Raw genomic sequence first — 26,184 nt, 5'->3', positions numbered from 1 at the left:
TTTTGAAATCTTGCATATAGTGATTTACAAATAGCATGGTTCTGCATCCCTTGCAATATAAAGAAAATTTTCTTAACTTCATGACAATGGTCCCTGATCCCGCAGGAATGACGGTAATATATGAGTATTCTTTATAGAATCTTCTCAGTCTTTAGTTTTCTTGCTTTCACAGGGTGTCAGTGATTCCTTAAACTTGCAAGGATTACAACAAAGGATACAGTATTGAAAACAGCTGAATACCTCAACTCACTTTTAGTTTATGAAATTATACATAAATATAGTGAATGTAAGCTGGAAAAGCACACATAAATATTACACCGCAAATAATGACTATCGTCAAAACAAATCTGCGAAACGAGTAGTTTTTTAGAGAAAATATTTTACATACAGATGCGCAGACGATTAAGAATAATAGCCCAATAAATTGAACTAATACCCAAAGTTTGTCTTCACGCGGTTGCTTGTAGCAAAACACTTCGAGTTTAGCATTTCCTTGTTTTTTGGTAAAATACGCTTTTTGTAAGTTGCCAGGTTTTTTTATATCAAAATTAAAAGATACAGCTAGTTGTTGTTGTTTTTTAAATTGCTGTGTACGAGCTTTTACTTCTAAAATTTTGTTTTGGTTTTTAACAAATAAAGATTGGTTTTCTCCTGCGAGTCTGCCGGTTTTCTTTTGTAAAACTATTTTTTTCTTACTTCCACGGCGTACGCGTTGTGCTGCTTCTAAGTTATCTGCTCCATATTGTTGGATACTATCCATATTTAATCTATTTTGCCGAAGATCTAATTGTTGTTTGGAATCTTGCAATCGTTCGAAGAACATGTTTTGTTGCATCTGTTGTCTTTTAAACCACTGATCTTGGCGTTTTTTGATGGCATTGCTATTCGCAAGTGCTTTGTTGATATTTCTCCTGTTTTCGTCTGAAGATAATGAATTCTCTACCGCGTTTCCTCCAGCATATGCTGAAAATGATCGTTTATTAACTTTACTAACATTACCACCATAGCGATAAAGGAAGTCTTTTGGTGCATGTAATACCCAGTATACTTCATTTATTTGATCTATGTTTCTGACTTTAGGAGAAACAAAAGCCAGAGAAGTTTTATGGGCTAAATCTGGTATTTTTTCATCGTAGAGAATACGAATGGATATTTTTTGTTCTTTATGTCCTGTTTGGTATAAAGGGATCAAGATAATCTCTTTACCTTGTTCTTGCTTTTGCGAAGGTCGAACAAAGCGACCAGCAACAAAAACACCCCAAATTCTGATACGCGGATCTTTTTCCAACTCTAAGAATTGTAATCCACTGTGTCGTAAATTAAAAACTACACGATGATAACAATTCCCAGGTTTTTGAACAACAGAGTCTATTTTTATAGCATCGATTACTGCATGAACAGAATGCTCTATTTTCTGTTTGTTTTCTGAAAAAGTTAATTCCCAGTCTTCTAAGTTTACTTTGTATGCACGTATAAAATCGGTTTTTCTTGTCTGTGGTGGTAAAAATGCAACTTGATGAATGCTTGTCGGTGATACACCCTTCATTGTCTGTTCAGAAATTTCGTATTGCGATTGATTTTGAACAACAATGTGTGTTTGATTTTTGATTTCATCAGGAAAAACCATTGGAGTAAAAACAATTCCTGTGCCTTTGTTTTTTACTATATTTGGGAATACACTTAGTTGGTACAGACCTTTGATTTTGTTATGCAGTTTAATCATCACAGAAATGTACTTTTCTGTGACAACAACACGTTTTTCTCGAATGTTTTCTCCCAATACTTCGACATCTTCTCCTACTAGTTTTGGGAGCCGAAAGTTAAAAGAATCAACGCCAGCATATTTGATATCAAAATTTAAAAAATACCCAAAGTTAATCCAGTCGTTTTCTACCAAAAGATTGACAACGCTTTTTACACTTACATCTGCTTTACGAGATTCTATATGAATCTTACCTTCATAAATTGTATCTTGATAACGATAAGCAAAACGCTTTACCATCGTGCGATCGCTAACGTGCGTTTTTGTCGCGTCTATTTGTTGAATTCCTTTTATGTCAGAAGTGTGTAGCTCTAAATCTTCTGAAGAAGCGACGACAATGGTTCCCGATTCGTATGCAATATTTTGACCTCGAAAAACGGGCAAAGAAAAAGGCGTTTCATACTCAGATTCCAAGGATATATACATGTTCATTTTACCGTCTTTTTTTATACTGCGATAAAATGTGATTTCTAGAATGTTGTGCTTTTCATCAAAATCAGCTAAACGCCAATTAGTAATACCACCTTTATATCTCTTACTTTGTTGTACTTTATTAACTTGCCAATTTTTGCCCAACAAAACGTGGTAGCGAAAAGTTTGTTTTCCTTTTACTTCGAGTTCTGTATTTAGTTCAACATTTACTTTATCTTTTTCAATAGCAACCACAGTAGTTGATTTTGTTGTATTGTTAAAGTGTTCTTTCATCACTGAAAATTCTAATGAAAAAGGATGTTGATTATAGCGAAATACCTCGGAAAACTTTCCGGCGACGAATTTACTATTCACTTTGCGTACTTGGGATTGATTGGTAACCAAAACTTTGTAAGGATCTTGATAAGTAATGGTCGCATGACCATTCTCACGATTTACTCCTAGTGGTTGTATTTCAGGATAGAAATGTTTTCCTTCCATTGAATCAAGCCTTTTTTCTGCAATGATGAACACATTCAAATTGCGATATTGTTTATTAGCAAGCCTCACTTTAATGAGATTATGATCCAACTCTTTTGTAAGAACCCAGCTTTCTAGGTTTGTGCACCCAAAATCAATGATCTTATAATTTTGAGGAAGTTTCATTGCCAGTTCTTCGCATTCGCCAGACGCTACTTTGTACGCGATATTACTTTGCAGTTGTAAAATATTGTCGTGTATTTTAAGCTGGTGAACACTTGTCGCCGATATATTTAAACCTTTTGCTCGATAACGCTCTGAAGATTCATACCACAGCAGTTGAATATTTTTTTGGTTTTTAGGAAACAGAGTTATAATTTTTTGTTGTTCTTCTGTTTTTTCATACCAACCACCTTTAAAATTTTGTAAATCAACATCCATATCCTTTTCTAAGTGGAAATCAATTTGAGTGGTGGGAATGTTGGCAATATCTATCGACATTTTACCTCTTTTTTGTCCAATTTCAAAATGAGGTATAAATTCCAAATCGACAGTATAAATGCCAGCAGACGGTATCACTAAACGATATCCTTCATCGTAAGCATCTATAGCTAAAGTTGTTTTTTGCGTCTGACTTTGTAAACTTGCTGAGGTAACAGAGGTATTTGCTAAACCCACTTCAATATTTGCAGGTGCTTTAAAGACCTCGACATTTATCTTTGCAGAAAATACAACTTGATCATTTACTATTTTTCCATCATATCTTGCATTGTACAAAGCGAAGTTCGGTAATTTTTGTTGTAATAGCTGTTCGTGTTTTGGATGCGCAGCGTTCCACAACTTTGTGTATTCATTGTAAGAAAGAAATATGTCTTTGGAGTCTTGTACTTTTGATATTTCTTCTGGAGAATAAGGAATATAAATGTGGCGAACATCTTGTTGAGCGTAACTTACGTTGCTTCCGACAAACAAACAAATCAAAACAAGTGCTGCTTGTAAACCAAACCATGCTCCAATACCTTTTGTTATTTTAAGTGTAAAACGCATTATTCCACCTAACATGTATAGTATTAAAGACATAAAAAGCCCAAGAACAAATGCATTGCAATAAGGCATTAACCAATTACCAAACCACATTGGTGCAAAAGTTGCGCATAGTAAAAGTGTAAAAACAATAGGTAACCGTGGTAGTTTGTGTTGTGAAAAGATCAGTAGAAAAAATGCCATTGACGCTACCATTAACCCTATAATCAAACTACGAAAAGTAGTTGTTTTACTATATTCTATATCTAAACTTCTCGTTGTAGGTGCTGTCGCTTTAACTCCTAGAGTAGTTTCGTAGGTATTTAGCTCTATATCCATAGAACGTAGCCCTTTTGCTTTTAGTGTTTCTACGCTTGCTATGTTTTTTAAACCTTTTTTACCCATAATATTGCCAATAGGTTTTTTTTCTTGAGGTTGGTTTTGCCAAATGTTGGAATCGTTCTTTGAATCTTTGTTTTTATAACGTTCGCCAAAGAGTTCACTTCTTTCTTTTTCTGCTTTTTTATCTTCTTGGACTGACTGACCCCAACTATCTCCACCGAAATTACCTTCGTCGAATTCTTCTCCTGATCCGGCATCGTCGCCGAAGCTATCATCGCCATTACCCCATTCTTCCGCTATTTCGTTATCAGGGGCATCGCTAGGAGATTCGTTATTATCGAAGTCAAGCCGTTGTTCTTCTTCCACACTCTTCTCTAAGTCTTGAATAACTCTTTGTTTTTCAGCGTATTTACGCAAAGTTTCGTTTCGCTTAGAAGTTTCCTGTCTTCTATAATTTTGTGTTTTTCTCGGTTTGTTAGAAGAATATTTTTTCTTACCTTTACTTCTTAATTTGGGATATCTTGCGCTTTTTTGTTGTTGTGGTGCAGGGTCATAATATCGAGATTCGCTTGAATTTGAACTCGTTTCTGGATAAGAGACTGTTATTGATTTAGAATGTTGGTACAAGCGTTTTAGTATACGACTGCCATGCTCGTACCACGGAACATCTAACTTTTGCTTCACCCCGCTAAGAATTTGATACTCTTTGGGTAAATAAACTTGCCAAACCAATGACAATACAGGGATCTTTGCATTTGTTTGCGGACGTGTTAGTTTGATTGTTTTATTTGTTTCTAGTTTAGGAGCTGGTCTTTCGTACATCACACGTATATTAATAGGATGGCCGCTGTTGGGAGGTATAGGTATGGCAATGGTGTTGTTGTTACGCAAAGGGCGTTCGCCTTTATTGTTAACAACCACCGCCCAAAAATTTGCCTTTGAAGGCAGCTCAACATTAAAAAACTGTTCTCCTAGGTGTTTTAGTTTATATATACACTCCACGCGTTCCATTCCGTTTCCAGGAAAAATAGAGCGAATAACTACGTTTTCAAGAACTGCTGGAGCTGTTGTTGCTTTATCGTGAACTCCTATATCCAAAGATAACTCATAGTCTTCTTTTGTGTACTTTGCGACATAAGAAAAATCAGTGGTACTAATAAACTTAGGATGCGCGAAAAGCGGCATTTCGTTTGCCGGTGCTTCTTCTAAATTTTTAGTAGACTTTTCTACTTCCAAACGTGAATTTTTCTGAATACCAACAAAACCTTTTATGTAATCTACGTCGTAAAATAAAATAGGTAAAAACTTATATTTTTCGGTTTGTTGGGTAAGAGGAATTTCATATGTCAAATAGAGAGAGTAGTTGCCAATTATTCTCTTTTGCGCATCAACTTGCCACACACGAAGATCTTTCTCAATATAATCTTTCTTTTCTTTGATAAGAGAAACTCTTCGACCATCACTGATGTTTAATATTCCTGTAAATTCTTTGGGCATTGCAAAACGAAAAGAATTTACTGATGCACTTTTAACACTATAGACAAGTGTTGTCGCGTAAGTAATTTTTTCAGGTTGTATCGAAATGTAATGCGTTGCCAAAACAGATGTTTGCGGTTTTTTCTGTTCTATTTCTATGGTCCCTTTTGCATCTGTATTGTGGATTTTATAACCTTGTTTTAAATCTTTACTGTCAATATTGATACTGCGTATAATCTTTAAATCTACAGAAGACAAGTCTTTGAAATCGCGTGCTGTTATTTTGTAGTCCTGGTGAGCAATGATCCCTAAGAAAGAAGGTAGATATTTAACGTTTTGTGGCACAACTAAGGGCAAGTCGATATAGCGTGTACCTTTTTCCATACGCTTTAAATTCTGTAAAGTGACAGAAGCTTTAAAAACGTGCCCTTGTTTTAGTTTGTTTTTAAGCGGAATGTAGAGTACATTTTCTTTTACATAGTAATTGTCAGAGTTGATAGATCTAAATCGATTTCTATGCATAGACAAAAACGTGTTCATATTTGTAAGTACCCACCCTTTTGGTAGCTTGATCGAGAGCTGCTTTGCTTCACCTTCAATAACGGTGAAGTTGACATGAGCAACTAATTCTAGTCCATCAGGATAAAAACTAATTCCAATAGCTACATCACTTTCGATGGCTTGTTTGATAGGCGATTTATCGAGTTTGACCTCATAGTTTTCATTCCACGCTTTCATAGTAATAAAAGGTTTTTGCCCAAAAGCGTGTATATCTCCGCGTTTTTGTTTTTTACTTCTGGTTTTAAAATTCCTATAGTTGTTTGCTGTTGTGTGTTGATCTAGTTGCCTGGTTTCTTTTGTTTCTACCAGCTCTAATTTTACATCGCGATTATTTTCGATATAAACAAGACCGGTTTGCCGAAAAAGATAATTACTTGTGGCCACAATTTTTGGAAGAATAAATTTACCATGTTCTAGCAACTGGGTTTCGGCATTTATTGAAATATTGTGATTTCCTAAGAGCTCTTTTTCTAGTTGTATAGTAAGAATTTTTCCTTTGTTTGTTTCCTTCATATCCCAGCGATTCTCAGATATATTAAGTAGATACAGACGCTCAGGAATAAGGAACTGGAATGTTTTAAGTTTACGGTGTCTTACATTGAGATTAATAACAAAGCGAGATTTGATAGCGTCTAACTTTATCAGATGTGAAGAAGTGATATCCACGAGAAGCAGAGCTTCTTTTTCATCGCGCTTTTCTTTTGGTTTTACTGTAAGGTAAATATCCTGTTTTTTTTGTAAATGTATAGTTAAAAGATCTTTGTCTTCATCCATGTGATGTGCAGGATTTGTTTCATAAGTATTTTCGTTAGAGGTGTCCAAGTAAAATGTTTGTTGCGGAAAATCGCCTAATACGATATTCGCCGATAACACGTCGCGTTTACTTTCCATGTTTAAATGGCATTTCATTGTAAAAACGTGACTACCTTTGTTTGGTATAAGTAAGCGATATTGTAAACGCTCATTTTCCGGTGCTTGATCTATTTGTTGGGCTTGTTGAACAAAGTTTCTATTGAAATCGTTATTTTCATTGTTGGAGAAAGGATTATCTACTATTCTTTGTAAGAATAGAGGAGCTTCTTTATCGTTTAATTTTGCTTGTGTTAAGCCATATTCCCCAAAAGTAAAATCGCAAAATGTACGATGAGAAACAAGAGATTCAATTTCAATTCGCACATCAAAGATTAAAGTATTCTCATGTACTCGTCCACGATAGGAAGCGTTTTTCATTACTATATCCTGAGGTGGTACAGCCTGGTAAGGCTGTTTTTTTATCAGTTCTTGGTATTGTTGTTGTGTGAGTTTTACTTTTTTTTGTCCTTGCCATACTTGATTCCAGTCTTGGTAAGGAACATATATATACTTTTCGCGTTTTATTGTTTCTTGTGCGCTAAGTAAACCGACAAGTAAAAATAGTACAGCAAAGTGTATCCATTTATTTGTCATTTTTTATCTCCTCATTAGAAGCCTGCTTACTATCGTTTGATTCAGCGTTTTTTTCCGAGCTTTTTGAGGTATCGCGATATAACGTGTGTTCTTTTTTGTCTGTGTTTTTTGTGCGCGCAATTCCAAAAATAAATGCACTAACAAGGCTTGTGCCTGCTCCGTATAAAATCGCAATATAAGTGTATCCGTACCCTTGTAAATCTAACGTACTCATAAGTAAAGCGCCTGCGGAAACTAACAAGGATAAGTTAATGCGGCTTATGATTTTAAGTTTGGGAATAATAGCAATGATAAACCACGTCGCTAAAAAAATGAGAAGATGAAGAGTGTATACCCAGTTTTGGTGTAAATACTCAACTTTGATGTAACCATCGCCACTTAGGCGTGAAAAAGAATAGCTTTTTCCTTGGATATCATACGAAGGAATAACACCCGTTTCGGCATCTTGCTTAATCACAGCGTTGTTAACATTGTTTAAATCTAGAAGTGCGTGCCAAATTCCTAAGCGAGATTCGTCGATTTTTTTGCGTACTAAGTTAGACTTTATATTCATATAATCGTATTCACGAGGTAAACCCAAATCCCATGTGAAGTAAGAAACAGGTATGTTTCCAAATTGTATTGGATCAAGACTAAACTTACCGTGCATGTCCATTTCACCACTTTGTAAAGGGTAGTTGTATTTTATGGTGAGTATGAAAGAAGCATCTTTTTTTACGTTAGAACTAATATTCACTCGATAGCCACTACCATCTTCGTTACGCGATGGAGTAATTGGCACAAAAAAACCACCACTTTCAAGATCTTTTATCTTGCGCTTGTAGCGCAAAGGTATTCTTAGGCGAGCAACAGATGTTACTTTACCGCCCTTTGGAATAGTAAAATCTAAAAACTGTTTGCGATTATTAATAAGAGATATGACCGCTTCGTTTTGAGTTGTGAAATCCTTATTCACTGTTGATACTATGTGCAAACGATTGATTACAGTATTGAGTACTGGTTCAAATTGAAGTTTTTGTAATAAAATAGATAGTTTGTAGCCATGGGAGAAATATTTAAATATAGCTAGAACATCAGTTTTGTTACCACGAGGAGAGAAGTTTTGGTCGTTAATATCAGTTGTTTCGAGTAAAGTTACATCTGAAAAATTTAGAGAGAAATTATTATTTTTCTTAATGACAAGAAAACCATTTTCGCGTTTAGTGTTCTGAGTTTTTAACTCGAAAACATCTAATTTTAAAACTTTTCCTTCTTCTATTTGTTGTAGATTTTCTTCGTATGATACAATTAGTTTGTATAAGCCTTTTAGATCTTTTTGAGTCGCTACTTTATACAAATGTGTATTGCTCTCTTTTTGCTCAATGATATCAATCTCTTTGATAGACTTTGTCATATCAGTAACGCGACTTTTCGGAACTTTTACGGCAATAGCACTTGGCAAGGTAAATGAAAACTCCTTTACACCTGTGAATTCAACACTATAAAATATGTGAAATTCGTGTTTTAGCATATTATCATTGATACTAATGTAATCGTAAACTTCTGCTGTAACATATGGGTCGCGTTTTTCTATTTTGAATTTTGCTGCTATAGGGTGACTATGGTAACGAAGCCCAATATCGACAGATTCCTTACTCGGTTTACTTCCTTTTTCAAATAGTAATTCTTTGTCGAGAGGAAGGACGTTTTTTTGGCTACCAGCGATTGTTGTGATACTAAAACTGGGTTTTACGCCTAAGCCAATGTTACCTTGTTCTCTTTTCGCTCCTATTACTTGAAAAACAGGCAATTCAATTTCGCGGGTATCTTTTTCTACAAATTTTTTCTGTAAATGCGCTTTGATAATTAACTTACTTCCGGCTGTAATTGCTTTTTTGAAAGTAATAGCAACGACATTTTCGTCTTCTTTGACAAATCGTTCTTTTATTTGATCTTCGCTACTATTTTGTTCATGAGCTGAAAGTTCACGTAGCACAAAACCTTTTGGTATAGAAATCTGAGTTTGGAAAATACGCGATTTTTTGACGTTGTATTCAAAATGCGTATTCAAGTCATAGGTAGTTTCTTCAAGGTAGGCTCTGGTGTTCGTAATGACTTCGTAGACAGGATCTATTTTGGTAAGTTCTACAGTAATCTCATAAGGTGTTTTTAAATACTTGAAAGGAAAGTTTATGCCCTGCTGTGCAATATGAGCAGGAAGATCACTAAGCTCAAGTTGACTGATGTCTTTTCGTGATATAATTTTGAGGTCGTGAAGATCGTTAACACTTATTGTGTAGTAGCCTTTTTCTCTTTCTACTCCTGTTGCCTCTAATCTAGGTAAAGAAAATTGACCTGTTAGATCCTTTACTATTTTTTCCAATTTAATTTCAAGGAGAAGATCTACTTTTCCCTCACCTCTATCTTCTACATTTTCGAGAAAATTCACTTGTAGAGTATTAGTGCTTTCTTGGGTATTCCAATCATTGATACCTTGCCCAATAGTCGATTTTACGGAATAAACAGTAAATCCTTGTGGGACTTTTACCTTAACTTGATTGATTTGTCCTTGGATAACATCGTAGCGAATTTGTGTGGTAATGTTTAAAAAGTTTTCACCGATTTTTAAGCTTGTAATATTCTCTGCATGAACTATTTGCTTAATCTCTACTTTGCGTTCAACTTCAGATTGCCAAGCAATACGAATTTTATTGTTGTTTCCAAGAAGAGCTTTTATGTTTGTTTCTTTCTCTGTTTTGACAGTGGTGTTTGTCAAAGATGGTGTAATTTCCACCTTCATGTTAGGTGTTTCTTCGGAAGATGGTAAACTTAACTCAAGTTCTGCGATAGGAGAACGAGGAACATTGAACTCAACGAGCGCGTTCATCGTTTTACCAAAATGAATAGGCACAACAAATGAAATTTCTAACGTATCTTGCCCAGCTTGTTCGCGTTCAAAAATAAGTCCGTAAGAATTCCCTTCAAGAGATAAAAACGCTGGTTTGCCGTTGAGGAGCGCTTTTTCGATACCGATGCCTTCGAAATTTAAAGGAAACTTATGCCAGCCAGGTCTCAAGGTGTCTACTGTGTATTTTGCGGTAACGTGTAAAAATTGTTGTTGTACTTTACATAGATAATGCGCCTTTGAAATAAGTACCAAAGCTGGTAATTCTTCAGGTTGACCTTCTCCTTTTTTAGCAAGAGTTTTTAACTTTTGATACTCAGCGTAGGATAAGTAAATCCCTTGATCAGGGTTATTTTTAAACAGCTGTTCTAGCTGTTGATACGGAACATATATAACTCGTTCTGTTTCTTGTGATTCTTGACAAAATAATGGTATCGAAAGAAAAACCATCATCAATAAAAGAAGTTTGTTCGCCATGGTAGTACAACCTTTCGCAGATTTTAGTCGTTTTAAGTGACGCAGTCGAAATGGTACGTCTATATACTGAGCTAGTACTTGAAACATCAATGTTAATTTTAAAAATAATGTAGATATTCTCTGATATGCGGCCTCCTCACATCGATTAATTGTCGGTAACTCCTTGAGAGAATAGTTGACGGTTAGCCAATATGAGGATTGAATACCAAAAAATATCATATTACCGCCGGTCGCAGATCAATACTACGGAGTACTAGTTTAGATGACATTTAACAAGTTAAGTTCCCCGAAAAAATAATTTTTATTAAAAAATTTGATTTTTGCTATTTCAGTAAAAATTTTTGCATAAAAAGTATCGCAGTGTATTGGTAATAGTTGGCATTTTTCTTTTTGCGAAAACCATGTCCTTCATCTTTTGCTAAGAAGTACCAAACCTCTCCACCACTTTTGCGGATCATTTCCACCATTTGCTCGCTTTCACTTACTGGAACGCGTGGATCATTTAACCCTTGAGCAATTAACATTGGTTTGTTTATTTTGTGTACTTGTGTTGTTGGGGAGATCTTTAGTAAAAATTCTTTCATTGCAGGGTCTCGTTCGTCACCGTATTCTGCACGGCGTAAATCACGACGATACTCTTTGGTATTAGTGAGGAAAGTGACGAAATTACTGATCCCAACAACATCAATTCCCGCGCTCAGACGATCATTGAAATGAACCATCGATGCCAATACCATATAACCTCCGTAGGAGCCGCCGGCGACAAGAATTTTTTTATTATTTAGTTCTGGCTGTAGGGCGATCCAGTCTAACAATTTACCAATGTCTTTTACTGAATCTTCTCGCTTGTAGCCATTATCTAATTTTAGATAGCTTTTTCCATAACCGGCAGACCCACGGACATTAGGTGCAATCACCGCTACTTTCATTTCATTGAGATAATACTGAATACCAGAGTTAAAGCGTGGGCGGTATTGTCCTTCAGGACCTCCATGAATTAGTACAACAACAGGAAAAGGTCCGTTACCTTTTGGGCGGTAATAAAAGGCTGGTATTTTGCGCACTTCATTGTTTATTTTATCAAAAGTAGGATAATGTATTAGCTTTGGTGTTATAAAGTTTTCGGTGTTGAGACCTCCTACTTCACTGTGTGTCCACCTCTCCAATTGTTGACTTTGTATATTATAAGAAAATATATCGCCAGGTGTCTGTGGTGTATTAATTGTTAGTGCAAGATTTTCGCTACTTTGATCAAAGCCAAGAGAACCAATTGTTCCGATAGGAACTTCTATTTTGTTTTCTTCTTTGGTTTGAGTATTGTGTAGGTAAATGCTTGTCATACCGTTTTCATTAGTTGTAAACGCCAGCCATTTTTTGCTACTCATGGCGATTTGATTGACATCCCAAGGAATATGTTTTGTTATGTTTGTGAATGTTTTCATTTCCAAATCGTAGTAGTAAAGTTGGCGAAATTCGCCGGCAAAATCCGAAGTGAGATAAATCCCTTTGCCATTTTGAGCCCAGACAGCATCTCCATAACTAATTTTTTCCGACGAAGGATTGATTTGCTCTGATTCACCGGTCATAAGCTCGTGGAGATAAAGCTTTGATTCATTGATCGAGATATACTCCATAACAAGAATTTTGCTGTCATCTGGAGACCAGCTTAATGGAAAACGTAAACCTGTGCTTTCCATCGTCATGTATTGTCTTTGAGAACTTGGGTTACAAACATATATATCAGAGTCACGTCCATTGCGTTTTGTGGAATAAAAAGCAAAAGCATCTCCTTTGTTTGACCACAGCATTGAACTATTTCTCGATTGACCATCTGTTAACATATGATATTGTGAATTGGCGAGGTCATAATGAAAAATTTGATAGAGCTCTGATCCACCAATGTCTTTGGTAAAAAGTATTCCACCGTTAGAGTTGACAGCTACACTGCGTACAGGCTCAGCGAAAAATGTGATTTGTTTTCTAGCTCCTCCTGGTTTCCTGACTACGTGGAGTTGCGTTGTTTCAGCAAAGCGCGTGGAAATAATCATCCCTTTCTTATCTGGTAACCAACCGCGAAAATTAGCTGAGCGCGTGTTTTCATAACGCAGGCGACTTTCAATCAATTTTTGTGGTATTTCAGGGATATTTTCTAAACGTAAATTTCCTTGTTCGCGGACTCTTTGCACTTGTGCAAAGCAGAACGAAAAAAATACAGTGGCACTAAGTATACATAGAGATTTTTTCATAGTGTTTTCCTATTTTTAAAAACAAATCTTTTAGCTTTCATTTCGAAACGAGGTAAACTTCCGTTAGAAACGACTGAAATACGAACGCGAAAGTGAAGCTGATCTTGAATGGCTTGCGATAGTTGCTGCGAAATGCTAATATTTTTTTGGCACTCTATACGAATAGAGATTTCCGTCATTTCTTTAACGTTTACTATTTCTACTTGAAATTCTTCTATTTGAGGGAAAGAACGAATGATGTTTTCAATTGCCGTTGGGTAAACGTTATTACCACGTATAAATATCATATCATCTTTGCGTCCTTTAATTCCACCTATCATACGAGAATATGTTCGACCACAACAGCATTTCTCATTTGTTAACACTGCTAAATCACCTGTTCTATAGCGAATTAGAGGACAACCCCAACGTCCTAAATTCGTGAGAACCAATTCACCTTCTTGGCCGAATGGTAAAACTTTTAATGTTTCGGGGTCTATGATTTCAGGTATACATTCACTTTCTATTAAGTGTGTGTATCCGGGATTTTCACAACATTCAATCCCTAATGAACCAATTTCTGTCATCCCCGTGTGATCGAAGACGCGTGCATTCCATCCTTCGCTTAGTGTTCGACGCAGTTCTCCAGTTGCTCCGCCTGGTTCTCCAGCAACAACCAGTGCGCGAACTTTAGAGCTAGCGATATCAATGTTATTTTCTTGAGCTACTTGTAAAAGGCGCATTGCATATGTTGGAGTACAGCAAAGATAAGTTACTTCATTATCTATGATAGAGTGTAAGCGAGCAACACTGCTCATTCCTCCACCTGCAATACAACGATTTCCCAGTTTTTGTCCTCCTTCAAATCCGGCCCAAAAGCCAATAAAGGGACCAAAAGAAAATGCAAAAAACAACACATCGTTTTTTTGGATACCCGTCATTTCATAGATAATGCTCCAACATTTTAAGAGCCATTGCCAATCCTTTTGCGTATCAAGTATTTTTAATGGCTTACCTGAACTTCCACTTGTTTGGTGAAAGCGCACGTAGTTTTCCAATGGGTATGTTAAAAAATCTCCGTATATTGGAAATAACTTTTGGCTTTGAAGGAGTTCTGCTTTCGTTGTAAGTGGAAGATTTTGTAATTCATTTAAAGATTTAATCTCGCGATACGTACCTATTTTCTTATTATAAAATAGGTTCTGAGGAAGAATACTGCGTAACATAGCATTAAATTTTTGTATTTGCAGTGTTTGCAATTCTTTTCTAGAAAGAGTTTGTTCTTTTTGGGCTTCCCGTACCACTTTTGCATCTCCTATTATCTTGTTAGGTCACTTAAAAATACCCAAAGCCAATTTTAAAAGAGGAAGGCTCTATTCTTTATTTTAGAGATAAAGTTTCACAAGTCAACTAATTACCTTAGGTATGAGCGTGAACGAGTTTTATTTTTTTGACCCTACAATTACTTGTAGGGAACTACCACAAAGAGAAGATAACTAATCGTATAAAAGTTTGATTTACCTTTCGTAAGAGCGTAGTTTTTAGTATATATTCTGCACAAGAAAAGTTATGATAGGTTTTGATATGGAGTAACTGATTACTCGGGCGTGTCGACATGCCCCTATATTTTAGGAAAAAAAATGGCTCAAGAATTGGAGTTTTCTCAAGATGATCCACAATTAAAGATTTTCTTAAGACAGTCGCGTATTTTTAAAGACATTTGTGAAGATGATTTGTCTACGATTATATCTTTTATTAAAAAATATGAGTATGAAGAGGGAGAGGTTGTTTTTTCGCAAGGAGGTCTTGACGCGACGATATATATTGTTGCAACAGGGCGATGTGCAATCGAAAAAAGCGGACGTTGTATTAATATATTAAATGCCGGTGATATATTTGGTGAAGTGTCAATGCTTGGACAACAACCACATTTAGCGACAGCGCGCGCGCTAAAAAGTACTACTTTATACTTTTTACCAGCAGACCTTCTTATAGAAGAAAATATTTCTGCACAGTCGCTTGTAAAAATATATAAGGAGTTAGGCTCTCTTGTTACTTCTTATATTCGCGGAGAAGATGCGTTGTACCAAGAAATCGATGTTCTTATGATACAAGATGGCGGATGCTCTCCAGGGTATAATTCTGTTACTTCTTTTGTTGTGCAATTTTTAGAACACTACCAACGTAGTGCATTTGTTGCCGCTACAGGATTTAAATCTCTAGTAGAAGGTGGTGGTGCAAGTAATCTTCGGTGTTTAATTTACAATGAGAAATTATATAAACAATTAGAACATATTCCTGGAGTTATTCATGCACCGGTTCTAAGAGAAGAGCGCGGAGCACGTTTTCGATGTGAACGCTATGAAGGTTTTCGTTTATTGGAAAATCAACAAAAAGCGGCAAAAAATATTTTGCAGCATAAAACGCGTGTCATTGTTGGAATAGGCGGAAATGGAACTCTCGAAGGTTTGAAAGCTCTTTCTAAATTGCTTCCCCGTGATTTGCAAATGTTTTTTCTTCCGGCTACGATTGATAGTGATATCTACGGCACAGAGTGTATTGGCCAGCACGCAGGTGTTGAAATGGGAGCAGAAAAAGTTCGTTGTTATATGGCAGATGCAAGAACACATAAGCGTTGTTATATAATAGAAATGATGGGGGCAAGAGGGGGGCACCATGCTTTGCATTCGTGTTTAGGAGCGGGAGCGCATTTGGCAGTTCTTCCTGGTTTTAAATATGATATTAAAAAAATTACCGATGCTTTAAAGGATCGAGATTACACGGTTATAGTTGTTGCAGAAGGATACAAGAGAGACCAGCGAAAAAGTAATAATATTTCGGGGAGTGCGGCAGAGTTCTTTTACCAAGAACTCTTAGAGGAAGGTTTGCAAACAAAACAACGCGTTATATGCGAAGAATTTTCGCGAGATATTCGCGGTGCATCCCCTAATAATATGGATATTACATTAGCGCAGCGTCTTGCACGAAATTTGACTAATTTAATTTTGCAAGGTAAAACGTATTTGATGCCTGCGGTTTTGTCTGGTAAAGAATACGCACTTCATCTTGATGAAATACAAACGGACAATTCGGTGTCAGAAGAATTAGTAGTTTTGGCAAATCGTTTGGGAGATCCTGGTTGTATCACTACAAACGATGAAACCGTAAATTAGGAGTTGTCATGCAGCCTATCGATCATGTTGTTTTGAATTTTAGCCCAAATGCTGTTCTCGCGATGAATATTATTCTGGGAATTGTGATGTTTGGGGTTGCGCTCGATATGAAGGTTACGGATTTCGATAACATTCGTAAATTTCCTCGTTCAGTAGGAGTCGGCCTTGTAGCGCAATTTCTATTACTTCCTGCGTTTACATTTCTACTGATATTAGCTCTCGACCCTATTCCTAGCATGGCAATGGGGATGTTGCTTGTCGCTGCGTGCCCTGGAGGAAATATCTCTAATTTTTTAACGCATTTTGCGAAAGGTAATACCGCTTTATCTGTTTGCATGTCTGCTATCTCGACGCTTTTTGCAATATTTATGACGCCGTTTAACTTTGCTTTTTGGGGAAGTTACCATCCAGAGGTTGCTAAAATTCTTCAAGAGATATCTATTTCTCCGCTTGACATGGCCATTACTATCTTATGTATTTTGGGTATACCTCTTGTTTTAGGATTATTTATCTCTGGAAAATATCCTCGTGTTTCTGCTCGACTGAAGCAACCAATGAAAATTTTTTCCATTGTTATATTTATCACTTTTGTGCTTTTAGCAATGGTTGCAAATTGGAGTGCTTTTATAGAATATATTAGTTGGGTATTCGTACTTGTTCTTCTCCATAACGCTGTAGCTTTAACAACCGGCTATTGTGGCGCTACATTACTCGGTGTACCAAATAAGGATCGCAAGGCTATTACTATTGAAGTGGGTATTCAAAATTCAGCTCTTGGCCTCACTATTATTTTTACATTTTTTCAAAAACTCGGTGGGATGGCTATTATTGCTTGTTGGTGGGGAATATGGCATATTATAGCTGGTCTAAGCTTAGCATATTTTTGGGCACGAAAGGAAAAGCAATGAAGAACGTGGCGGTTACAGGTGGAAGTGGGTATATGGGAAGTATTACTGTACGAACTTTGGCAGAAAAATATAAAGAAAAAGTACGAGTTTTTTCTCTTGATATTAAGGCGCCCAAAGATAAAGTCCCTGGTGTATCTTATCATGTACTAGATGTTCGCTCGCCACAAATGAGTGAAGTTTTTGCAGAAAACGATATTGATATTGTTGTGCATCTTGCGGCAGTAATGCCCAGTAAAAAAAGCAACCCTGAATTAGAGTTTTCGATAGATGTGCTTGGCACTGAAAATGTCCTTAAGGCTTGTGTAAAGAATAATGTAGAAAAAATAATTGTGTCTTCTAGTGGTGCAGCGTACGGTTATTATGTTGACAATCCAGAATGGATCAAGGAAAGTGACGTTGTTCGTGGTAATGAAAATCTTCCTTATGCACATCATAAAAGACTTGTCGAAGAAATGCTTGCTAAATACCGCGAAGAATATCCACAACTTCAGCAAGTGATTTTTCGCATTGGGACGATCGTTGGACAAAATGTAAGCAATGCTCTTGTCGCTCTCTTTGAAAGAAAATCAGTACTTGGAATTAAAGGTTCTGATAGTCGTTTTGTGTTTATTTGGGATCAAGACGTTTGCGGTTGTATTGTTCATGCTATTTTTTCTACTGAAACTGGGGCATTTAATGTTGCAGGTGATGGTGCACTTACTGTACATGAAATAGCAAAAATATTGAATAAGAAAGTTAAGTCTGTTTCTCCGCGCCTGCTATATTTGGCTCTTAAAATAGGTAGATCACTGCGCGTTAGTCCTTATGGCCCAGAACAGATGGTGTTATTACAATATCGTCCAGTATTAGATAACCAAAACCTCAAACAGGTATTTGGTTACAAACCACAAAAAACTTCTGAAGAGGCTTTTTTGTATTATGTTGATCAAAAAAAATTAAGAAAGTAAACAAATGGCGAAAAGAAATTTTAAAGACAAAGTCGTAGTGATCACTGGTGCATGTGGTGGTTTAGGAAAGGCTCTTTGCACCTCTTTTGGAAGAGAGGGTGCAGTAGTTATTGCGACAGATATTGATAGCAGTGGCATAGAAGAGCTTTGTAATGAACTACAGCAAAGTAAAATAAATATATCAGGTTATACAAATGATGTCACAGATGAAGAACAAGTTCGTAAAATAGCGAAAGAAGTCATAGATAAACACCAGCGCATAGATGTTATCATTAATAATGCAGGCATCAGCCATCTCAGTAAGTTTAGTGATACAAGTGGGGAAGTAATGCGCCGCGTTATAAACATTAATCTTTTTGGAGCAATGTATTGGACCTCAGCATGTATTGACTCTATTATTGAAAATAAAGGTTTAGTTATTGCTCTGTCTAGTGTAGCGGGCTTTGCACCTCTTCATTCGCGTACTATGTACTCTGCAAGTAAGCATGCATTACATGGGTGTTTTGAAAGTTTACGTGCTGAAGTTGAGGATGATGGTGTTGATGTTCTTATGGTATGTCCAGCTTTTATTGCGACAAAAATAGATAGTAACGCGTTATCTGGAGACGGCAAACCTGCACAACAAAATCGCTTGCACGCCGGAAAAAGAATGTCTCCTGACTATGTTGCTAACAAAATCTATGTCGCGTCGGTAAAACGTAAAAAAACTCTCTTGATTGGGCGAATAAGCAAGATGGCTTATCTAGTGAGTCGGTTTTCTAAAAATACTTATATTGCAGCAATGAAAAAGAAATTTGCTAACGAATTACAGTCCTAGGAATTTATCAAGAGTAATGGAAAATTTTTATGAAATTACTGTATATAATATTAATGTTGTTTTGCATATCTTTGTACGCTCAAGAAGTAATCGACCCCAAAATTCCCAAAGTGTACGAAATAAAAAAAGCGGCTGATAGGAAGGCTATTAAACAAACAGAGTTAACTATTTATAATCCCCCAAAGCCCTTAAATCCTGAAGCAAGAACTCATGATTGGAAAAAATTCTTAGGCCCTACACAAAATGCTATTTCAACAGAAACACATTTACTAAAGTCTTTTCCTAAGAGCTTAAAACCAATATGGGAAGTTCGTAAAGGACAGGGATATGCTTCTGTTGCGGTAGTTGACAGGCGCGTTATTCTATTCCACCGTGTTCGTGATCAAGAGATTGTTGAGTGCTTACATTCTGAAAATGGCAAGCGTTTTTGGAAATATGCTTACCCTGTAGACTACCGCGATCGCTATGGTTTTGGTAATGGCCCTCGTTGTCAACCGATTGTTGATGGTGAATACATTTATACTCTTGGTGTAAAAGGTAAACTGCATTGTTTGCACCTTCGTTCTGGACAAATGATTTGGCAAAGAGATCTTGATAAAGACTTTACACTACGCTCTTCTTTTTTTGGTGTTGGTGCAACCCCGCTGTTAGAAAAAGATTTACTCATTATTAATCTTGGAGCTGAAGGTGGTCCAAGTGTAGTTGCTTTTGATAAAAGAACTGGTAAGCTCGTTTGGGGATGTGAAAAACAGTGGGGGGCTAGTTATGCTTCTCCTATTTCAGCTAATATTCGAAGTGAAAAATATGTGTTTGTGTTTACGGGTGGAGAAAGTAGACCTTCTCACGGAGGACTTCTTATGATTCGTCCAATAGATGGCAAGGTTGTTCTTAGATTTCCATGGCGCGCGAGACGTTATACTTCTGTGAATGCTTCTTCGCCACTGATTATAGATAATCGAGTATACCTATCTGAGTGTTATGGCGCTGGAGGTATTCTCCTTGAAATAACCGCACAAAATAAACACAATATCCTTTGGAAAAATCGCGCACTACAAACGCACTTTATGACCGCAGTTCATAAAAATGGTTACTTATACGGTGTTGATGGGCATGGACCTGCAAATGCTCCGCTAGTATGCATCGAGTTAAAGTCTGGAAAAGAAAAGTGGCGTCATGAACCTAAGTGGCCAGTAGAAATAGCTACTAAACGTGGAAAGCGCACTTTTCATTTTCCTCCTGCATTAGGATCTATGATTGTTGTAGATGGGCGTTGCTTATTGCTAGGGCAATATGGGCATTTGGTTTGGCTTGATTTAAACCCTAATAAGTATGTAGAACTCGATAGAACTCATCTTTTTCCTGCGCGCGAAACATGGAGTATGCCTTCTTTGAGCCAAGGTTTGTTGTATGTTTGCCAAAATGATCGCGGACTTGACCAAAGTAAACCACGCCTATTATGCTATGATTTACGCCAAAAATAATGTAGGTGAGTGTTACTCACTTAACAAAAGGAGAAAAAAATGAGCATACGTTCACTGTTAATGGTAATTTCTTTTGTATTAAGTATATTGATTGGTTTGATTATCTCTCAAAACCAAGTTACGCCTCCTAGTAATAGAGATAATCAAATTGTTATTGGATTGTCTCTCGATACTTTAAAAGAAGCGCGCTGGCAAAAGGATCGCGATATCTTTGTTTCTTATGCCAAAGAACTTGGCGCAGATGTTCTTGTGCAAGCAGCAAATAGTGATGATACAACACAGATGCAAAACATAGAGGCTCTTATAAGCCGTAGAGTTGACGTTCTAGTGATCGTTCCACATAATGGGAAGGCGATGGCTAAGGCAGTAGAAAAAGCTCACGAAGCAGGCATACCTGTTATTGCATATGATCGCATAATTCAAGATTGTGATGTCGACGTTTATATTAGTTTTGACAATGTCAAGGTAGGAGAAATGCAGGCAACGTTTTTGTTGGATTCATTGAGTAATCACGGTAAAATTATTCGCATATATGGCTCAAAAACAGACAACAATGCTTTTCTGTTTAAAAAAGGGCAAGATAATATTTTAGAGCCTTACATAAAAAAAGGGATGATTGAAGTTATTCATGAAGATTGGGCTGAAGATTGGAAGCCAGAAAATGGCAAGAAAATAACTAACGCTGCTATATCTCTTCATGGAGAAAATTTTACAGCGGTTTTAGCAGCTAATGATGGTACTGCAGGAGGTGCTATTCAAGCACTTACCGAAGAGGGGCTTGCTGGAAAAATTATGGTGATTGGTCAAGATGCAGAACTTGTTGCTTGCCAACGAATTGTTCAAGGTACGCAATCAATGACTATTTATAAACCTCTTAAAAAATTAGCGCAGAGGGCTGCGCGTTTGGCTATTGATATGGCAAAGCGCAAAGTGATTGTTGCACAAGAGAGTACAGATAATGGTAAAATCAATGTGCCAACTATTGCTATTGATGTGCAAGCTGTAACTAAAAAGAACATGGAACAGACTATTATTAAAGATGGTTTTCATGATCGCAAAGATATTTTCAACGAGTAGGATACTATGGGGACATTAAATTTTAGCGCAAAGAATATTATTAAAAAATTTCCAGGAGTTGTTGCTCTTGCGGGAGTAGATTTTGAATTGCGCGCCGGAGAAATCCATTCTATTTGCGGAGAAAATGGTGCAGGAAAATCAACTTTAATCAAAATACTTTCTGGTATTCACCCAAATAATAGCTATGAAGGGAAGCTATACCTTGGTGATGAGTCTTTAGAATTATTTTCTCTAAAAGATGCCGAAAAAGCAGGTATCACTGTGATTTATCAAGAATTGGCGCTCATTGAAGAAATGACTGTTGCTGAAAATATATTCCTTGGGCGTGAGCCAACGCGTAACGGGATAATTGACTGGCACAAAATTTATAGTGAATCGCAGCAACTATTAAATCAATTTCAGATAGATATTGATCCTACTGCATGTTTGGGAGAACTTGGAGTGGGGCAACAACAATTGGTTGAAATTGTCAAAGCACTGGGAAAAAAATCACGTATTTTAATACTCGATGAACCTACCTCAGCATTAACAGAAAAAGAAGTAAAGGTTCTATTGGTAATTCTAAAAAAATTGCGCAATGAGGGAATTTCTTGCGTTTACATTTCGCACAAATTAGATGAGGTATTTGCTGTTTCGGATCGTATTACTGTTTTACGAGATGGTCGATCTATTGCAACTCTTGATGCCGATAAAACTAGTCGCGGCGAGGTTATTCACTGTATGGTTGGAAGAGAGATAGACAATTTGTTTCCTCGTAATAAAACTAGTTTGGGGAAAACGTTGCTCAAAGTCAGCAACTTAAATGTGACCAATCGCAAAAAAGAAGTACTAAAAAATATTTGTTTTGAAGTAAAAGCAGGAGAAGTTCTTGGAATAGGTGGTTTAATGGGTTCGGGACGTAGTGAACTTCTACTACATATCTTCGGTGCTTGGGGAAAACGAAGTAGCGGAACAGTTGAAGTACAAGGCGAACCACTTGAAAAACATACGCCTGCGCAGTCTATTAAAAAAGGGCTTGTTCTTGTTTCTGAAGATAGAAAGATATATGGACTTATTATTGAAAAAGATATTGGTTTTAATCTTTCTCTTTCATCATTAGATATGTTTAGTGGTCTATTTTTATTAGATTCACAACGAGAATTTGTAGAAAATGATAAGTTTTTTCGGTCCTTGAAAGTCAAAGCCCCCAATTTAGAATCAATTGTTGAAAATCTTTCTGGAGGAAATCAGCAAAAAGTAGTACTTGGTAAAGCGCTGATGACTGACCCCAAAATAATTTTTTTAGATGAACCAACGCGAGGAATTGATGTTGGTGCAAAATTGGAAGTATATGAATTGATAAATCAGCTTACAGAAAAAGGTTATGCTGTTGTCATGGTTTCTAGCGAGTTACCAGAATTATTAGGAATGAGCGATCGCATTATCATGCTTTGCGAAGGTCGCGTAGGTGGTACATTTGTAAATGAAAATTTAGAACAAGAACAGCTCATGTCAGCTGCAATGGAGGAGAATTGATGAATAATAAGCTTTCTACAAGAGATTTTTCCATGGTTATATCATTACTTATTATTTGGGCAATTTTTACTATTTTATCTCCTACTTTTGTCAGTTCTAGAAATCTATCGATGCTTATGATTGAGTTTTCGATTATTGCTATTTTAGCCTTAGGCATGTTTTTAGTTATTTTACCTGGGCATATTGATTTGTCTGTTGGTAGTGGTGTTGGTCTTTTTGGAGGAATCGCAAGTGTACTTGTTTTTCAATATAGTTGGGCGGCTCCTTTGGCAATGTTTGTTTCTCTAATTCTTGCTATTATTACTTGGTGGCTTATGGGAATGCTTGTTGTAAAACAAAAAATACCAGCATTTATTATTACTCTTGGTGGTTTACTTATTTTTAAAGGTAGTTTTTGGTTAGTTATTCAGAACTCGACGATTCCTGTAGTCAAGGGAGGCAACGTTAATCTTTATTCTTTATTAACGACATATTACTTACCGGCATATGTAAGTTATACTTTATGTTTGTTAGTTATTGGGGGTGTGGCATATCGAAAAATAGTGAGTAGGAACCAACGTAAACAATATGGTTTTACGGTAGAAAACGTTGAAGTTTCATTCATGAAAGTTTTTGTAACTGCCCAAGCAATATTGCTGTTTGTCTTGGTTAGCAATGAATATAGAGGTGTACCTTTGCCTATAGTGATTCTTGCGACATTGGCTACCTTGGTGTATATTTTGACGCAACACACTAAATTTGGCCGATACTTATACGCAGTAGGTAGCAATGAAAAAGCGGCTTTTATTTCGGGAATACCTGTAGAAAAATTAGTAATTATGTCATTTGCTACTATGGGTGCGATAGTTGCTTTGACGGGTTTTATGCAAACTGCTTACGCTGGATCATCAACGACAACTATTGGTAATTTGATGGAGTTAGACGCAATCGCTGCATGTGTTATTGGTGGTACGAGTCTTAAGGGAGGAAGAGGTAATGTTATGGGAGTGTTGTTTGGAGCGCTTATTATGGTGAGTTTACTCAATGGCATGACTTTATTGGCTATTTCGCCTGAGATAAAATTTATTGCTAGAGGTACCGTTTTAACCTTAGCTGTGTGGATGGATGTTCGTTTGGCAAATGATTAAAAAAGTTATCTTAAACTATAGTTACAAGTTTTAAACTGTAGAGGACACCCTTTATGGGTGTCCGCGAAAAGAAGAATCAACACATTTGTTTCGAGTTATAAACATGAACATGAAATTTTGGTCAAAATACACTAGTCGTAGTTTGCAAAAGTTTTGACAAATATACATCTGTTAAACTTTTACTTTATAAAAGGTCTATACCTTTCTGGATACACTAACCCAAGTTACGACCTATAAACGTTGTCGTATAGTCTGGTATAATTACTCTTACAAATTCGATGTGCGCGGTTCGAATCTCGTGAGACGCAGTCGTGGCACATGGCACGAAGTAAGGGTAATGCAATGAATTTTAATCATGAAAAATTAGATGTATATCAAGTATCACTAGAATATACAAAAGAAACATTTAATGTGATGGAGAAAATGCCATCAGGTTACAGCTATTTAAAGGATCAGCTAAAAAGAGCATCGCTTTCAGTCCCTCTTAATATAGCAGAAGGCAATGCCAAATTTAGCAAAAAAGAGAAAGCAAGGTTTTTCTCTATAGCAAGAGCATCAGCAAATGAATGTAGTGCAGTATTCGATGTTGCTAAGATAGCCCAAATAATAGACTCAAAAGAAAAAGAGAAAATCAAAAAACTACTCTATAGAATAATTTGTATGCTTTCAAAGTTAATAGTCTAATTTTCGCACATGCAATATCGATCGACGACCACGAACCTCAAAAATCGAATTACACACATCGTTTTTTATACTGTTATAACGACTCTTCTCTTAAAGTAGGAAAAACAAGAAGGAGAAAGTCATGGAAAAAGAAATTATAATTATTTTCTATATATGTGATGAGATAACACAAGCACTCAAGATTGTAGAAGATCCTCAAGTTAAAATGACTAATTCAGAAATTATGACAACAGCATTAGTTTCTATGCTCTACTTTTCTGGCAACTTTGAAAAAGGACGAAATTTTTTAGCTGAACATGGCTACAAAAAATGCTAAGTAAAAGTCGTTTCAATCGCTGCATACGTGCTATTGGTGAAAGTGTATGGCTTTCTCTTTTTCATTTGTTTGCTGAAATTAGTAAGCGAAACAATTTGCGAGATTATATCATACACTATAATACCTCTATCCTGTTAACAAAAGTATTCAGGATAGCTTATTACTTTGGGACTACCAAAAATTTGTCTAAACACTTCTTGAAAGAATCAGGGTTGTCTGCGTGTACCCAGTGTTCTGCTTTTTCTATTTCGACATAATCTACATCGCGTAAAGAGCACATTCTTTCTGCTTCTTGTGCAACTAGATGTGTGCTATCACTGCCTCGGACTAAACAAATAGGAACCTGAACTTTTGACCAATATGGTTCTAAATCTACAGTTGTTAAACTCTCCACGACTCCATGTAATCCTTTTAAATCTAAGCGCCATCCATATCCGTTATCTTTTTTTACTAGATTGGTGAGTAGAAAGTTTCTCAGACGCTGATCTTCTGTTTGCTCATCAAAATACAGTCTGGCTTCGCGCCTTTCGATTATTGGCGTAGGCAAACCTTTTAACCAGTCGAGAAGAATAAATACTTCTCTATTTATGGGGTGCAAAGCGGTATCAATTACCATTATTTTTTCGAGGAGTTGTGGGTACATAGCTGATAACATAATCGCAATTTTTGCCCCAAGAGAATGCCCAATAACAATTGGTTTTGATGGTAAGTCGAGTTCGCTTATGAAATGGTAAACATCTTCTACAAGACTTTCAATATTGCCTGCACTTGTAAAGTGAACACTATCACCTTGTCCCCTTAAGTCTGGTGCACAACAAGGTATAGAAAATTGATCGTATACATAACGCAAATAACCATGCCAATTACGACCACTGCCAAATAGTCCGTGAATGAAAATAACTTTTGGCTTAGCTTCGCCTTGTAAGTAGTAATGTAGACCTTTTTTGGATGTGTTTTTACTAGAAAGCACTATTTTGCTCCATGAATTTTATGAAAACAGATTTTACCGTATAAAAATATATGATATAATAAAAGCGATAAATATAAATAAA

15 protein-coding genes are annotated in these 26,184 nt (G+C 36.4%); 10 read left to right on the top strand and 5 right to left on the bottom strand.

What is annotated here, in order from left to right; genetic code table 11:
• Positions 1 to 265 precede the first annotated feature (265 nt).
• The 4 genes from UABHE_RS29545 to UABHE_RS29530 all read right to left on the bottom strand — a co-directional run bounded on the left by UABHE_RS29545 (position 266) and on the right by UABHE_RS29530 (position 14,391).
• Positions 266 to 7,501 carry a hypothetical protein gene (locus tag UABHE_RS29545; protein WP_372366965.1) on the bottom strand — a complete coding sequence of 2,412 codons (7,236 nt, stop codon included), beginning with the start codon at positions 7,499 to 7,501 and terminating at the stop codon, positions 266 to 268.
• Positions 7,491 to 10,862 (bottom strand): hypothetical protein, encoded by a 3,372-nt coding sequence (locus UABHE_RS29540; RefSeq protein ID WP_372366964.1) that lies wholly within the window; start codon positions 10,860 to 10,862, stop codon positions 7,491 to 7,493. Before UABHE_RS29540 ends, UABHE_RS29545 begins: the two co-directional genes overlap by 11 nt.
• A gap of 323 nt (positions 10,863 to 11,185) precedes the next feature.
• On the bottom strand, positions 11,186 to 13,108 hold the full coding sequence (locus tag UABHE_RS29535; RefSeq protein WP_372366963.1) for an alpha/beta fold hydrolase: 1,923 nt from the start codon (positions 13,106 to 13,108) through the stop codon (positions 11,186 to 11,188).
• The gene (locus UABHE_RS29530) at positions 13,105 to 14,391 is read right to left on the bottom strand and encodes a phenylacetate--CoA ligase family protein (protein WP_372366962.1); all 1,287 of its coding nucleotides are present in this window, start codon (positions 14,389 to 14,391) and stop codon (positions 13,105 to 13,107) included. The genes UABHE_RS29535 and UABHE_RS29530 overlap by 4 nt, the downstream gene beginning before the upstream one ends.
• A gap of 336 nt (positions 14,392 to 14,727) precedes the next feature.
• Here UABHE_RS29530 and UABHE_RS29525 point away from each other — a divergent pair, with 336 nt between their 5' ends.
• From UABHE_RS29525 to UABHE_RS29480, 10 genes are all read left to right on the top strand, one after another.
• Positions 14,728 to 16,260 carry a 6-phosphofructokinase gene (locus UABHE_RS29525; RefSeq protein WP_372366961.1) on the top strand — a complete coding sequence of 511 codons (1,533 nt, stop codon included), beginning with the start codon at positions 14,728 to 14,730 and terminating at the stop codon, positions 16,258 to 16,260.
• Positions 16,261 to 16,268: 8 nt separating this feature from the next.
• Entirely contained in the window at positions 16,269 to 17,168 is a 900-nt protein-coding gene (locus UABHE_RS29520) for a bile acid:sodium symporter family protein (RefSeq protein WP_372366960.1), read from the top strand.
• Positions 17,165 to 18,115, top strand: a complete 951-nt coding sequence (locus tag UABHE_RS29515; protein WP_372366959.1) for an NAD-dependent epimerase/dehydratase family protein — start codon at positions 17,165 to 17,167, stop codon at positions 18,113 to 18,115. The genes UABHE_RS29520 and UABHE_RS29515 overlap by 4 nt, the downstream gene beginning before the upstream one ends.
• Positions 18,116 to 18,119: 4 nt before the next feature.
• A complete protein-coding gene (locus UABHE_RS29510) occupies positions 18,120 to 18,932 on the top strand; it encodes an SDR family oxidoreductase (protein ID WP_372366957.1) in 813 nt (270 codons plus the stop codon).
• Between the two features lie 29 nt (positions 18,933 to 18,961).
• Positions 18,962 to 20,413: a PQQ-binding-like beta-propeller repeat protein gene (locus UABHE_RS29505; RefSeq protein ID WP_372366956.1), complete on the top strand. Its 1,452-nt coding sequence runs from the start codon at positions 18,962 to 18,964 to the stop codon at positions 20,411 to 20,413.
• Positions 20,414 to 20,452: 39 nt separating this feature from the next.
• Positions 20,453 to 21,490 (top strand): sugar ABC transporter substrate-binding protein, encoded by a 1,038-nt coding sequence (locus UABHE_RS29500; protein WP_372366955.1) that lies wholly within the window; start codon positions 20,453 to 20,455, stop codon positions 21,488 to 21,490.
• A gap of 6 nt (positions 21,491 to 21,496) precedes the next feature.
• Entirely contained in the window at positions 21,497 to 23,005 is a 1,509-nt protein-coding gene (locus UABHE_RS29495) for a sugar ABC transporter ATP-binding protein (RefSeq protein ID WP_372366954.1), read from the top strand.
• Positions 23,005 to 24,132 carry a sugar ABC transporter permease gene (locus UABHE_RS29490; protein WP_372366953.1) on the top strand — a complete coding sequence of 376 codons (1,128 nt, stop codon included), beginning with the start codon at positions 23,005 to 23,007 and terminating at the stop codon, positions 24,130 to 24,132. The genes UABHE_RS29495 and UABHE_RS29490 overlap by 1 nt, the downstream gene beginning before the upstream one ends.
• A 342-nt stretch (positions 24,133 to 24,474) precedes the next feature.
• The gene (locus UABHE_RS29485) at positions 24,475 to 24,816 is read left to right on the top strand and encodes a four helix bundle protein (RefSeq protein WP_372366952.1); all 342 of its coding nucleotides are present in this window, start codon (positions 24,475 to 24,477) and stop codon (positions 24,814 to 24,816) included.
• Positions 24,817 to 24,937: 121 nt separating this feature from the next.
• On the top strand, positions 24,938 to 25,132 hold the full coding sequence (locus tag UABHE_RS29480) for a hypothetical protein (RefSeq protein WP_372366951.1): 195 nt from the start codon (positions 24,938 to 24,940) through the stop codon (positions 25,130 to 25,132).
• A 160-nt stretch (positions 25,133 to 25,292) separates the two neighbouring features.
• Here UABHE_RS29480 and UABHE_RS29475 read toward each other — a convergent pair whose 3' ends face one another.
• Positions 25,293 to 26,102 carry an alpha/beta fold hydrolase gene (locus tag UABHE_RS29475; RefSeq protein WP_372366949.1) on the bottom strand — a complete coding sequence of 270 codons (810 nt, stop codon included), beginning with the start codon at positions 26,100 to 26,102 and terminating at the stop codon, positions 25,293 to 25,295.
• Positions 26,103 to 26,184 lie beyond the last annotated feature (82 nt).

The sequence above is a fragment of the Candidatus Uabimicrobium helgolandensis genome (assembly GCF_041508025.1).
GTDB classification, from domain to species: domain Bacteria; phylum Planctomycetota; class Uabimicrobiia; order Uabimicrobiales; family Uabimicrobiaceae; genus Uabimicrobium; species Uabimicrobium helgolandensis.
This window is presented reverse-complemented; position numbering and strand designations above follow the sequence as displayed.